This is a genomic window from Sulfitobacter sp. GN1-4 (assembly GCF_055693825.1).
Window position 1 is genome coordinate 3,193,533 of sequence record NZ_JBVFUQ010000003.1, and the last position, 12,989, is coordinate 3,206,521.

Below are 12,989 nucleotides of genomic sequence, written 5' to 3' on the forward strand. Positions count from 1 at the left end.
CCCTCGGAGGGATGAGATGAGAAAATTCGTGTTTGGCCTGATGTATACGGCCCTTCTGGCAGGTGCAAACATCGCAGCCGCTGCGGGGCCAGACATCGCCCCCCTGCGCACGGGCGACATGAAGAAACTGATCATCCACGACACACCTGAGGCGGTGTCAAACGCCCCTTTCAATCTGGCGGATGACGCAGGCACCAGCACGCTGGCAGACTATCGTGGCAAATACATCCTGGTGAACTTCTGGGCCACCTGGTGTGCCCCCTGCCGCAAGGAAATGCCCCAGCTCAACACCCTGCAAAAGGAATTCGGGGGCGCGCATTTCGAGGTTGTCACCATCGCCACGGGCCGGAATTCGCCCCAAGGCATCCAGAAGTTCTTTAAAGAGGCCGGCGTGGACAGCCTGCCGCGCCACCAAGACCCGCGCCAACAACTGGCCGCACAAATGGGGATCTTTGGCCTGCCCATCACAGTGCTGATTGATCCAGAGGGCCGCGAAATCGCGCGGCTGCGTGGTGACGCGGTGTGGGACAGCGAGAGCGCCAAGGCCATCGTCAAAGCGTTGATCGACAGCCGCACAGAAGGCTGAACAGCTGCGATAGGGGCCGGACAATCTAAATCGCCCGGCGAAATTCCTTTAACGGAATTTAAGCCGCGTGCTGCAAAATCGCCGCTTCAGAAGACGACAGGCTGCGCCGCGCAAAACCGCCATAGGTATGCGGATCAAACTCCAACTCAGGATGCGCGGCAAGCAACCTGCGCCGATCGCCATCGCTCAGCGTGCTTAACGCCGCCGACGCGGGATGAAAGCTCTCGGTCTCCACGCCATTGGCCCACATCACCTGGTGCCGGTCGAGCAGCAGATGCACGTAAGTGACCTCACGCAGCTTTAGATCGATCGATACCGAACTGCCGTTCAGCAGATCTTTTGCGGCGACAAGCACCTCGGGTGTGTTGAACAAATCCTGCGCAACAGCGCCTTTGATCAGAATGCGATGTTCCGGCGAGACGATCAGGTCCTCATCGGGGCGGTCTGCCCCAAAAAGTCCGGCGCTAATCCGCACGGGTCGCAAGTTTGGCATCGCAAAAAGCCGGGCACCGGTCATCCGGCGGCTGCCGATCCAGCGCACGGGCTGCGCGCCATTGTCCTTGGTTTGAACCAGGTCGCCTTCCCGCAAGTCTTCGATCAAGCTCAGCCCAGTGGGCGTCATGATCCGCGTGCCCGGCGTAAAGCAGATCACGCCGCCGCTGCCCACGCCATGGGCCTCATGTGGCGCGGCACCCAAAGTATGATGCACGATCCACAACTCGCACTCTCGGGGTGGGATTTCGTCAAGGAACATCAGCAAGGGCTGGCTGCCGCCACCAACCTCAATCAAGGTGACTGTATAGCTGGTGCCGCCATCCGTGATGACAAAGCTGTTGTCCATCAAAGGCGTCTCATCCAACGCCTCTTTGTCCGCTTCAGACATCTTGGGGGCTTCACGTTCCAGTGCCGCCCCCACCAGGCGGTGCACCATACGCGCCGCCCTTTTGCGAAGATTTTCAGCTCCGTCCGCTTCATCCAATCGCAAAATATCATTTGGGCCGTCCACACGGATGGCGTCTCCGCGCCATGCCCATGCTGCCCCCACCTTCAGCGAATGTACGGGGGCGGCTTCCAAACCGTCTATTTCTGTCTGCGACCAGCTGATGACAAACGTGCCGCGATAGCCCGTCTTCATTATCCGCTCTGCCTGCCTTTGTTATTTTAGAAAAGGTTAACAAATCCGGATTCGCCCGCAAAGTGCATTTTCGTTTCATCTTTGCTGCTTCTCCAAATTGTGATGCTTGTGGGAAATACGCAACAAATGCAGAGGGATATGCGGCTGACCGCATTTACCCAACGACAGCCGTCAGCGCCCCAGGGCCGTCTTTTACTTGCAAATCACTTGCGTTTTGCTAGCGTCAAAGGCCCTTCCAAAGGAGTTTTAGATGTCTGATCGCCCTAAATCCCTTCCCAATCGCCGCATTGTCTCTTCGCGTCATCTTGCCGAGGGCGAAGGCTGGGAAGCGTCAGAGCTCGAATACGGCATGATCATTGCCTACAACGCGTTCACTCGCTGGATGTCGCGCTGCATGTCGGCGGCTGGCAATGCGGACCTCACGCCGCTTGAAATCCTGGTGCTGCACAACACCAACCACCGCTCGCGGGAAAAGCGGCTGGCGGACATCTGTTTTCTGCTGAACATCGAAGACACTCACACAGTGAACTATGCCCTGCGCAAATTGCTGAAATCAGGACTGCTGGAGGCCGAAAAGCGCGGCAAGGAAGTGTTTTACAGAACCTCAGCCGAGGGCAGCGCGCTGTGCGAGGCTTACCGCGAGATCCGCAAGTCTTGTTTTCTGGACGGTCTGAACCGCATGGACACCAGCGGGGATGATCTGCGCGAAATCGCGGCCGGTTTGCGGGCGATGTCTGGACAATACGACCAAGCCAGCCGCGCGGCCGCGTCATTGTAACAAACCCTCTGTGCATCACGATCCCCTGTCGCTAATACAGAGCCCATGAAAGACATGAACGATAAAGTCATTGTTGCCGCCGATGGGGGTGGCACCGGCTGCAGGGCCGCAGCGGGCACCCTTGCCCGGGGCATCCTGGGCGAGGCGCGCGGCGGGCCGGGCAACGTGCACAGTGATTTTGACGGCGCATTGGCCAATCTGAACGGCGCGATTGGTGCGGCACTTGCCGATGCTGGCCTTTCAGATACGCCGCTGACGCAGATCACTGCGCATTTCGGCGTCGCCGGGGCGCATTCATCCGATGAAATGACCACTGTCGCACAGGCCCTGCCCTATGGTGCCGCCACGGTGACAGGCGATCGGGCCACTTCGGTTCGGGGGGCTTTGGGGGCTGAGGACGGCTATGTGATTGCTCTGGGCACCGGTACCATTGTTGCCCGTCAGCAGGCTTTGCAGATGACAACCGTGGGCGGCTGGGGTTTTGATCTATCTGACCAAGCCTCAGGCGCATGGTTGGGGCGCCGGTTGTTGCAAGAGATCGTGATGGCCGAAGACGGCATGCGCGCACATTCCCCGCTGAGCAAATCCATCCTGGAGCGCATGAACGGCCTGGTGGCCATAATCCACTTTGCGTCTGAGGCGGCACCTGGCGACTTCGCCCCATTGGCCCGCGACGTGGTGCCAGCGGCAGACAAAGGGGATCCCATCGCCCTTGAACTGATGCAAGGAGGGGCGGATTTTCTGGCCAAAGGGCTTGGAACGCTGGGCATGAAAGCGGGCGACACACTCGCCCTTGCCGGTGGGGTCGGCCCCCACTACGCGCCATACCTTCCCACGGCGTTCACGGCCAACCTGATCACACCCAAGGGCACAGCTCTTGATGGGGCCTTTGCCATGGCCGCCGATCACGCCAAGGCGGCGCTGTGAAACGCCCTGTCGCCTTTCGAGGCGCGCAGGTCTTTGACGGAAAAACGCTGCTAAGCGGGCGCGCGGTTCTGGTGTCAGAGGATCAGCCCAGCATCATCGCCCCTCCCGACATCCCAGCAGGGACGGCTACGATTGAGCTTAGCAGCGGCATTTTGATGCCTGGGTTTGTCGACCTGCAGGTCAACGGCGGCGGTGGGGTTATGTTTAACGACCGGCCAAGCCTCGATACGCTAAGAACCATGTCCCAAGCACATGCTGGCTTGGGGACACGCGCGTTTCTGCCCACGCTGATCACGGACACACCAACAGCCACCCAAAACGCCATCGCGGTGGTTGCAAAGGCCATTGAAGCGGGTGTGCCGGGTGTCGTCGGACTGCACCTGGAAGGCCCGCATCTGGATCCGGCGCGCAAAGGGGCCCACGCAGGTTCCTTGATCCGCGCCATGACGGACGATGATCTGAACACTCTGCTCACGGCAGCACGGCAGCTGCCAAATCTTCTGGTGACGCTCGCCCCCGAGAATGTGACGCGCGATCAGATCAGCACCTTGGCCGCCGCAGGCGTGTGTGTTTCCTTGGGCCATAGCGACAGTGATTTCGAAACGGCCTGCGCCTATTTTGAGGCCGGTGCACAGTTTTGCACGCATCTTTTCAACGCGATGAGCCCTCTGACCAGCCGCGCGCCCGGTGTCGTGGGGGCCGCGTTGGACAGCCGGGCCGTCTCATGCGGGTTGATCGCCGACGGCATCCACGTCCACCCCGCCACCATCCGCGCCGCGCTGGCCGCGAAACGCGGGCCCGGTCAGATATTTTTGGTCACCGATGCCATGGCCACAGCAGGGTCCGACATCACAGAGTTCACCTTAAATGACCGCCAGATCCGACGCTCAGAGGACAAGCTGACCTTGGCAGATGGTACGTTGGCCGGTGCGCATCTGAGCATGGCGCGGGCGTTGCAGGTCATGATGGAGGACGTCGGTGACAGCGCAGCCCAAGCCTTGGCGCGCGCGACATCCATTCCCGCTCAACTTCTGAAGACCCCGATGGGGGCTGGGGGCTGGCCCGAAAAACTGGACGATTTGATCTATCTGACACCAGATTTCGAGGTGCAAAGCGCCAGCACATTGATCGCGCGCTCAACCATCCGCTGACAGTTTCTCAGCCAACAGCGCGCGTAATGGCTCTGCCCGCGCAAACTCAGCCCGCACCGCGCTGACCAATCCACCTTCCGCCGTTCGCCAACCCTCATCCATCTTGGCATGCAAGATCATGCTCTTGCGTTTGAGCATCTCAGCATGCGGGTGATCCGGCGCATAGGGTTTGGGCACACGTTTAAGCGGCTCAGCCCCCCAGGTTGAAAAAGCCATCCCCGTCTCTTCAATCGCCGCTTCCAGCGGGTCACCCCATTTATCAACAAACGCACGAAACCGGGTCAGAGTTTCCCCTTTCATGCTGGGCAGACCAAACCCGACGGACATATCCCCCGGCTCTGAGCCAAAGAAATAGAACGGCGCAAAAGGGTTCTCCGTCACCGGGGACCACAAAATGTGCAGATGCGCGTTCAGTGGCGTCTTATCTTTGGAAAACCGAACGTCGCGGTAAATGCGAAAAAGCTTGGGCTTCATCGGACACGACGCCATGCGGCTGAGATCCTCAGCCAGCAGTTGAGAGAAGAATTCAGCCGGTTTCTTGATGTTTTCGGTGTAGTGATCTTTGCGCGGCGCGAACCATTCTTTGGTGTTGTTTTGCCGCAGCTCAGCAAAGAACGCGTTGCTGTCATCGATCATCTGGGTAAAGCCGTCGGTTGCCACACTGCATTCCTTTCCGCATCTTGCGTGCCATAAGAACTATAGCGCAGGAGCATTCACATGAAACAACTCAGCGGCAAATGCCTATGTGGAGCGGTGCGATGGGAAAGTACGTCGCCCATACTTTGGGCCGGGCATTGCCATTGCGAAAGCTGTCGGCGGGCAACCGCCTCTCCGGTCACCTCGTTTTTAGGCGTGTTGCGCGATAGCATGACCTGGTCTGGCGATTTGGCCAGCATCACCACATCAGCCGGCCGGGTAAGCCGGTCGTTTTGCGCGGCTTGCGGCACACAATTGACCTATCAAAACACGGCTTGGCCGGATGAAACGCACCTTTACGCCGCAACCCTTGATGATCCCACAACCTTCAAGCCCGAAGCACATTACCACTATGCAGAGCGGGTGCCCTGGCTGACCATAGTTGATGATTTACCCAAACACCCCGGCTCAGCCGAGGAGTAGCGTCTAGCGGTCGTTCTTAAGAGCCAATTCAGGATGAGAATAAGCATCGGGATAGAGCATCGGCTTTTCCGGCCCAAGAGGCACCGTGCCGTTCCACGACCGTCCGAAATAGCCCTGACGGCAATGCAGAAGGGAGCCGCTTTCAGCGACACCAGGCAGCGCGTAGACCCGGCAAAGCCAAGCCCAAAGGCTGGGGTAATCCACAATCCGCGCGGCATTCAACTTCATGCGCATAAAATAAACAGGGTCATGCCTGTAAAGCGTTGGAAACAGACGCAAATCAGCCTCAATAAACCCGTCGCCCGTCAGAAAAGGGCGCCCATCAGAGGCCAGCAGCCGCTCCAACCGATCAAGCATGTCGAAGTACCCGCGATAGGCGGCGGCATAGACCTGCTGATCAGAGGAAAACCCCGCCTTATATGCCCCGTTGTTGATCGCGGTGTAGATCTGCGCGTTCAGCTCATCAATCTCATCGCGCAAACCAGTGGGGTAAAGATCAGGCCGCGCGTGCTGAGGTATGGTTGATCCAAGGGCATCCGCTTGCGCGTTCAACATGCGCACAATCTCGGCGCTTTCATTGGTCACGATGCGCATGGACTTTTTGTCAAAAAGCACTGGCACCGATTTCTCGTCTGACCCTTCCGCGCGGTAGATGTCGCGCACCAGGCGCAGGCCTTTGCCCGTCGCAGTCTCTGCCGTGCACTCAGCCAGCGGCGCATTGGTCAGCGTGGCGATGCGTGCCGGGGCAAATTCCCATAAGTTGGGGCCATCAGCATCATCTTCTGTTGTGCGGTTGGGAAAGGCCACATCAAGGCTGATGCTGTCTTGCAACCCAAGCACATTCCGCGCCAGGGTGACCCGGTGGCACCACGGACAGTTCAGCGCCACATGCAAGTGGTACCGCCCCGGCTCTGCCGGGAAATCGGCATCCTGCCCGATGACCGCCCGAAAGCCGCTGACACCGCGCACAAACTCACCGCCCGCACGGCGCTGCGCTGCATTCTCTTGGCTTTCTTCAACAGAATTATCCGTCAAACCAGGGGCCTAGCCACATTTGGAATGGCCACAAGAGGCGCAGGTCATACACCCCTCCACCATCCGCATGTCAAACTGGCCGCAAGACGGGCAGGCCTTGCCGCGTGGCGTGTCCAGCCCCACAACCTGCGCCTGCGGATCAGATTTCAGCCCCATACCTTCGCCCGCGATAAACCCGGTGGCGATCATATGCTGTTCGATCACACCGCCAATCGCGGCAAGAATGGAAGGGATGTATTTGCCCCGCATCCAGTGCCCCGCCGCGCGGATCAAACACGGCTTTCAGCTCTTCGACAACAAATGACACATCCCCGCCGCGCCGGAAGACCGCCGAAATCATCCGGGTCAGCGCAACTGTCCAGGCGAAATGCTCCATGTTTTTGGAGTTGATAAACACCTCAAACGGCCTGCGGTGCCCGTTGAGCACGATGTCGTTGATGGTGATGTAAAGCGCATGTTCGCTGTCGGGCCATTTCACCTTGTAGGTATTGCCCTCCAACTCCTGCGGACGGTCCAGCGGTTCGGACATGTACACCACTTCGCCGCCTTCTGGGACGGGCACGGGCTTGTCTGCTGCCGTTTCCTCCGTTACGGACAGAACCGAGCCGGTCACATCGTTCGGGCGGTATGTCGTGCAGCCTTTGCACCCTGTATCCCACGCCTCCATATAGACATCCTTGAACGCTTCAAAGCTGATGTCTTCGGGGCAGTTGATGGTCTTGGAGATGGAGCTGTCCACCCACTTTTGTGCCGCCGCTTGCATCTTGACGTGGTCCAGCGGGGCCAGGGTTTGCGCGTTCACAAAGTAGTCGGGCAGATCCTTGTCGCCAAATTTGTCACGCCACATCTGCACGGCATAATCGACCACCTCTTCTTCGGTGCGCGTGCCGTCTTTTTGCAAAACCTTGCGGGTGTAGGCATAGGCAAAGACAGGCTCAATCCCCGAGGATACGTTGCCTGCATAAAGGCTGATCGTCCCCGTCGGCGCGATGGAGGTCAAAAGCGCATTGCGAATGCCGTGGGTGCGGATCGCTTCGCGTACATCGGCATCCATCTGCTGCATGGTGCCGGACGCCAGATAGGCATCGGCATCAAACAAAGGAAACGCGCCCTTTTCTTTCGCCAACTCCACAGAGGCCAGATAGGCCGCCCGCGCAATCGCCTTCAGCCAGCTTTCGGTCTGTGCGGCAGCTGCGTCTGAGCCGTAGCGCAGCCCCAGCATCAACAGCGCATCCGCAAGCCCCGTCACCCCAAGCCCAATCCGCCGTTTGGCCTGCGCTTCGCGCGCTTGCGCCTCAAGCGGGAACTTGGAGACATCGACCACATTGTCCATCATGCGCACAGCCGTCGCCACCAGATCAGAGAGCGCCGCCTGATCCAGCGCTGCGGCATCCTCAAACGGATTGCTGACCAAACGCGCCAGGTTAATTGAACCCAAAAGGCACGCCCCATAAGGCGGCAAAGGCTGTTCCCCGCAGGGGTTCGTTGCGGCAATCGTTTCGCAATATTGCAGGTTGTTGGCCTGGTTGATCCGGTCGATAAAAATCACACCGGGTTCGGCAAAATCATAGGTCGCGCGCATGATCTGGTTCCACAGATCGCGCGCCTGAACCGTGCGGTATACCTTACCGTCAAAGACCAGATCCCAGGCCTGATCCGCCTTCACCGCTTCCATAAAGGGATCGGTGACCAGCACAGACATGTTGAACATCCGCAGCCGCGCGGCATCGGATTTGGCGGTGATGAAATCCTCAACATCGGGGTGGTCACAGCGCATGGTGGCCATCATGGCCCCACGGCGCGATCCCGCAGACATGATCGTGCGGCACATCGCGTCCCAGACATCCATGAAACTCAGCGGACCAGACGCATCCGCCGCCACGCCTTTCACACTCGCACCTTTGGGCCGGATGGTTGAGAAATCATAGCCGATGCCACCGCCCTGCTGCATTGTCAGCGCGGCCTCTTTGAGCATGTCGAAAATGCCGCCCATGTTGTCCGGCACCGTGCCCATGACAAAACAGTTAAAAAGCGTCACAGACCGCGCCGTACCCGCCCCTGCTGTGATCCGGCCTGCGGGCAGGTATTTGAAATCCGCAAGCGCGTCATAAAAACGCTCTTCCCAGGCGGCAGGCTCTGCCTCACGCTGTGCCAGATCCCGTGCAATGCGCCGCCAGGTGTCTTCCACGGTCTGATCAATCGGGGTGCCATCCGCTTCTTTGAAGCGGTATTTCATATCCCAAATTTGTTCCGCAATCGGCGCAGCAAAACCAACCATGGTGATTCCTCTCTCAGGGCAGGTGGGCAGCATATCCCATCCCATCCCAAACCGCCACTACTGTACCCGCTTCAATACACCACAGCTTGCTCCTGACAGATGCAGAGCTACACTATGTCGTGGGGAACATGAGTCTGTGGATAACGTGGTGGGTAAGCCTGTGAGCAAGTCAATCCATCTGATAAAACTGTCTGTCGGGACAGAAACGGTCGAGGATTTGGCCGCCTGGCAGGCCAGCAAACGCGCGCAGGCCCCGGACGGCTGCCCGCGCCACGTCACCCGCATGTGGCCACGTCGCGAGGCCGAGGTTCTTAATGGCGGATCAATTTATTGGGTGATCAAAGGTGTCATTCAGTGCCGCCAAACCATCAACCGGCTTGATGAGTACATCAGCGCAGATGGGATCAAACGCTGCGCCATCGTGCTGGACCCAAAACTTATCCGTACCCAAAGCGCGCTCAAGCGGCCCTTTCAGGGCTGGCGCTATCTACAACTTGCCGACGCGCCGCCCGATCTGCCCGAAGGTCGCGCGCAGGAAGACGTGCTGCCCGTGGCGCTGAACTGGGCATTGGCCGAAATCGGCGTGCTCTGATCAAGGGCATTGGGCGTTAGCGTGTTCAGCAATGAAGGGTTCTGCCCTGAAGGGGCACCCGTCATGCAAAAAGCTTTGCGTCCAGCTCTGCCAATGTCGCCCGCTCAGCGTCTGACAACACCGCCGTCCGGCTGCGCCAAAGCGTGGCCTCTGAGCGCAGGACCAAACCATCGCTTAGGATTTTCAAATGGTTGGCGCGCAGGGTCTCCCCGCTTGAGGTGATATCGGCAATCGCCTCAGCGGTCTCGTTGGCAACCGTGCCTTCTGTCGCCCCCTGGCTGTCCACCAGCGCATAATCTGCAACACCCGCCTGCTGCAAAAACTCGCGCACCAAGCGGTGGTATTTCGTGGCGATCCGCAACCGAAACCCATGATGGGCCCGAAACGCGGCGGCGGCGGCATCCAGATCATCTAGCGTGTCGACATCCACCCAGGCCTGCGGCACTGCGATGATCAGATCGGCATGGCCAAACCCAAGCGGTGCCATCGGATCAACCCGCTGCTCCCACAGGGCAAGCTTTTCCTGCACCAGGTCTGTCCCCGTGACACCCAGATGAATACGCCCCGCATCAAGCTCACGGGGGATTTCCCCCGCAGAGAGCAAGATCAAACTGACCCCGTCGATCCCCGCCACCTGACCGGCATATTCCCGGTCAGAGCCTGTCCGCTGCAACGTCACACCGCGCGCGCCGAACCAGTCAAAGGTCTTTTCCATCAAACGCCCCTTGGAGGGCACGCCCAGCTTCAAGGTCATTGGCCTGCCTCCAATTCCAGCATCAGACCGGGGCGCATGACCCCGCCCACGGCGGGGATTTCGGCACCCGCGCCCAAACGCCGGGTCAGCGCGTCATAGCGCCCGCCGCTGGCCACCGCAGGCAAATCCGGGCGGGCCTCTGCGCGAAAGCCAAAGACGAAGCCGTCATAATACTCCATCGATGTCCGGCCATAGCTCGCTTCGAACATCAACGTATCTGTTGCCACGCCCTGGTGCCGCAAAGCGGCCTCGCGGGCCTCAACCCGCGCGACCGCAGCACCGATGGCGGGCAAATCAACAGCAAGGTCATGCAGTTGGCTCAGGGCATTTGGCATCGTTTCGCGCACATCCAGCAACGCGCCAATCAGGGCCACTTCGTTAGAAGAAATCGGGGCCGCCTTGGCATCTGCCCGCAGCGCTGCGATCCGTTCGTCAATCTCAGCTTGGGTGCGCAGCCCGGTCAGCGGCGCGGCGCAGGCCACATCGCCTGCAATAAGCGCAGCGCGGCTGGGCGGCACGGGTGCTTTGCCCGCAAACCGTTCCAGCAAAGCCCGGAACCGCCGGGGCCGCCAGATGTGGCGCATCAAGGCGTTCTTACGCCGCTGTGTTGTTTGCAAGCCCGTGACCGCCGCCATCAAGACACCGATATCACCGGTCATAGGCACCACCGGCAAATCCCGCAGGGCCCGGGCGATCAGAGCAAAGACTTCTGCATCCGCGGCGGCAGGATCATGTCGGTCAAAAACCTCATACCCCACCTGGATATATTCGTTGGCGCGCGCCGGATCATGCTCCTGACGGCGAAAAACCTCGCCCGAATAGGTATACCGTGCAGGCTCCGCGCCATGCGCCATGTGCATCTGCACCACCGGCACCGTGAAATCCGGGCGCAACATCTGCTCGCCCCGCAGGGCATCGGACGTCACATAGGCCCGCGCACGAATGTCTTCCCCGTAAAGGTCCAACAGGGTCTCCGCTGGCTGCAACACAGGGGGCTCAACCACCTGCACGCCGTCACCTGCGCCCTCAAAGCTTGCGCGCAACGCGCTTGCTTTGGCCAATATGTCAGATCGCGAAGGTGTCACCGGTGCAGATCCAGGATCTCACGCACTTTGGCCACAAGATCGCCGCGCGGCACCTCATACTGGCTGGGGCGGTCCTTCCACTCTTCCAGCGTTGCGTTTTCAGCGATCTCAGCCCCAAGAATGAGGTCCTTGATCTGGACCACACCTTTGTCGTGCTCATCACCGCCTTCGATCACCGCAACGGGGGAGCCGCGTTTGTCTGCGTATTTCAGCTGATTGCCAAAGTTCTTGGGATTGCCCAGGTAAACCTCCGCCCGGATGCCCGCCTGGCGCAGCTCTGCGACCATGGCCTGGTAATCCGCCATGCGGCTCTTATCCATTACCGTTACCACAACAGGACCGTCTGCCCTCGTCTCCAGTCGACCCTTGGCATGCAAAGCGGCCAACAACCGGTCCACCCCGATGGAGACACCGGTCGCAGGCACTTCTTGGCCGGTGAAACGCTTGACCAGATCATCATAACGCCCGCCCCCAGCGACTGAACCGAAGTTCCGGGTGCGTCCCTTTTCATCTTTGATCTCAAAGGTCAGCTCAGCCTCAAAAACCGGGCCGGTGTAATAGCCAAGACCGCGCACAACTGATGGATCAATCTCAATTCGGTCAGGCCCATAGCCGCCCGCTGCCAGAAGATCCGCAATCAGTTCCAGCTCATCCACGCCCTGCGCCCCAATGACAGAGCCTTCGACCAGCGCGCGCAACTGCGCGACCGTCTCAGCACCGGTTTGGCGTTTGGCATCCATGAAACCCATGACCACCGCCGCCTGATCCGCGTTCAACCCAGCCCCTTGCGTGAAATCGCCACTTTCATCCTGGCGACCTTCGCCCAAGAGCGCGCGCACACCATCGGTGCCCAGGCGGTCCAACTTGTCGATGGCCCGCAGGACGATGCCACGCTCCGCTTCCTTGTCGTCTCCCGACAGGCCAGCAACCTCCAACACACCGTTCAGCACCTTGCGGTTGTTGACACGCACGATGTAATCGCCACGCTCAATCCCAACCTCTTCCAAACAATCCGCCAACATCGCACAAATCTCAGCATCTGCGGCGACTGAAGGCGCGCCAACGGTGTCAGCATCGCATTGATAGAATTGACGAAAACGCCCCGGTCCCGGCTTTTCGTTGCGCCACACAGGGCCCATGGCAAAGCGCCGGTATGGCTTGGGCAGGTCATTTTGATGCTGTGCGTAAACCCGCGCCAGCGGTGCCGTCAGATCATAGCGCAGCGCCAGCCAATCCCCCGGCTTGTCCGCATCCGCGTCCTCTTGCCAGGCGAAAACACCCTCATTCGGGCGGTCCACATCGGGCAGGAACTTGCCCAGCGCCTCAACCGTCTCAACACCTGAGGATTCAAGCGCATCAAATCCATAGCGGTGATACACCGCTGCAATCTTGGCCAACATGTCGCCACGATGGGTGACCTCCGACCCAAAATAGTCGCGGAACCCTTTCGGGGTCTCCGCCTTGGGACGAGGTGTTTTCTTGGGCTTGGCCATGACAGTCCTCTTGGGCATCATTTGCGTTGAGGGCCACTTAGCGGATGGCACCCTTT

Annotated in this window: 12 protein-coding genes and 1 pseudogene; 6 read left to right on the forward strand and 7 right to left on the reverse strand. The window is 59.6% G+C overall.

From position 1 onward, the window contains the following. Positions 1–16 precede the first annotated feature (16 nt). Positions 17–586, forward strand: a complete 570-nt coding sequence (locus ACZ1HM_RS16345) for a TlpA family protein disulfide reductase (RefSeq protein ID WP_472743720.1) — start codon at positions 17–19, stop codon at positions 584–586. 58 nt (positions 587–644) lie between these two features. Here the strand turns inward: ACZ1HM_RS16345 and ACZ1HM_RS16350 are convergent, their stop codons facing one another. After that, complete coding sequence (locus ACZ1HM_RS16350; RefSeq protein ID WP_472743721.1) at positions 645–1,721, reverse strand: Hint domain-containing protein; 1,077 nt, start codon at positions 1,719–1,721, stop codon at positions 645–647. Positions 1,722–1,971: 250 nt separating this feature from the next. Here ACZ1HM_RS16350 and ACZ1HM_RS16355 point away from each other — a divergent pair, with 250 nt between their 5' ends. Genes ACZ1HM_RS16355 through nagA form a run of 3 tightly spaced genes read left to right on the forward strand, consistent with a single transcriptional unit; the run spans position 1,972 to position 4,577 of the window. Beyond that, a complete protein-coding gene (locus ACZ1HM_RS16355; RefSeq protein WP_472743722.1) occupies positions 1,972–2,499 on the forward strand; it encodes a winged helix DNA-binding protein in 528 nt (175 codons plus the stop codon). Positions 2,500–2,553: 54 nt separating this feature from the next. Further along, positions 2,554–3,426 carry a glucosamine kinase nucleotide-binding domain-containing protein gene (locus ACZ1HM_RS16360; RefSeq protein ID WP_472743723.1) on the forward strand — a complete coding sequence of 291 codons (873 nt, stop codon included), beginning with the start codon at positions 2,554–2,556 and terminating at the stop codon, positions 3,424–3,426. Then, positions 3,423–4,577 carry an N-acetylglucosamine-6-phosphate deacetylase gene (gene nagA / locus ACZ1HM_RS16365; RefSeq protein ID WP_472743724.1) on the forward strand — a complete coding sequence of 385 codons (1,155 nt, stop codon included), beginning with the start codon at positions 3,423–3,425 and terminating at the stop codon, positions 4,575–4,577. Before ACZ1HM_RS16360 ends, nagA begins: the two co-directional genes overlap by 4 nt. Here the strand turns inward: nagA and ACZ1HM_RS16370 are convergent. Continuing rightward, on the reverse strand, positions 4,563–5,237 hold the full coding sequence (locus ACZ1HM_RS16370) for a DUF2461 domain-containing protein (protein ID WP_472743725.1): 675 nt from the start codon (positions 5,235–5,237) through the stop codon (positions 4,563–4,565). The genes nagA and ACZ1HM_RS16370 overlap by 15 nt on opposite strands. Before the next feature lie 57 nt (positions 5,238–5,294). On the opposite strand from ACZ1HM_RS16370, the gene ACZ1HM_RS16375 reads away from it, so the two are divergent. Continuing rightward, positions 5,295–5,696, forward strand: a complete 402-nt coding sequence (locus ACZ1HM_RS16375) for a GFA family protein (RefSeq protein ID WP_472743726.1) — start codon at positions 5,295–5,297, stop codon at positions 5,694–5,696. Between the two features lie 3 nt (positions 5,697–5,699). On the opposite strand, the gene ACZ1HM_RS16380 is transcribed toward ACZ1HM_RS16375, so the two are convergent. Both ACZ1HM_RS16380 and ACZ1HM_RS16385 read right to left on the reverse strand, forming a co-directional pair. After that, positions 5,700–6,731: a glutathione S-transferase C-terminal domain-containing protein gene (locus tag ACZ1HM_RS16380; RefSeq protein ID WP_472743727.1), complete on the reverse strand. Its 1,032-nt coding sequence runs from the start codon at positions 6,729–6,731 to the stop codon at positions 5,700–5,702. Positions 6,732–6,740: 9 nt separating this feature from the next. Continuing rightward, a pseudogene (locus ACZ1HM_RS16385) lies at positions 6,741–9,009 on the reverse strand (adenosylcobalamin-dependent ribonucleoside-diphosphate reductase). A gap of 160 nt (positions 9,010–9,169) precedes the next feature. Here ACZ1HM_RS16385 and ACZ1HM_RS16390 point away from each other — a divergent pair. Continuing rightward, the gene (locus tag ACZ1HM_RS16390) at positions 9,170–9,601 is read left to right on the forward strand and encodes a DUF1489 family protein (protein ID WP_472743728.1); all 432 of its coding nucleotides are present in this window, start codon (positions 9,170–9,172) and stop codon (positions 9,599–9,601) included. 61 nt (positions 9,602–9,662) lie between these two features. Here the strand turns inward: ACZ1HM_RS16390 and hisG are convergent, their stop codons facing one another. The 3 genes from hisG to hisS are packed head-to-tail and all read right to left on the reverse strand — an operon-like array spanning position 9,663 to position 12,933. Further along, positions 9,663–10,355, reverse strand: coding sequence for an ATP phosphoribosyltransferase (gene hisG, locus ACZ1HM_RS16395; protein WP_472743729.1), 693 nt, complete (start codon positions 10,353–10,355; stop codon positions 9,663–9,665). Next, positions 10,352–11,440, reverse strand: coding sequence for an ATP phosphoribosyltransferase regulatory subunit (locus tag ACZ1HM_RS16400; protein ID WP_472743730.1), 1,089 nt, complete (start codon positions 11,438–11,440; stop codon positions 10,352–10,354). The genes hisG and ACZ1HM_RS16400 overlap by 4 nt, the downstream gene beginning before the upstream one ends. After that, complete coding sequence (gene hisS, locus ACZ1HM_RS16405; protein ID WP_472743731.1) at positions 11,437–12,933, reverse strand: histidine--tRNA ligase; 1,497 nt, start codon at positions 12,931–12,933, stop codon at positions 11,437–11,439. Before hisS ends, ACZ1HM_RS16400 begins: the two co-directional genes overlap by 4 nt. Positions 12,934–12,989 lie beyond the last annotated feature (56 nt).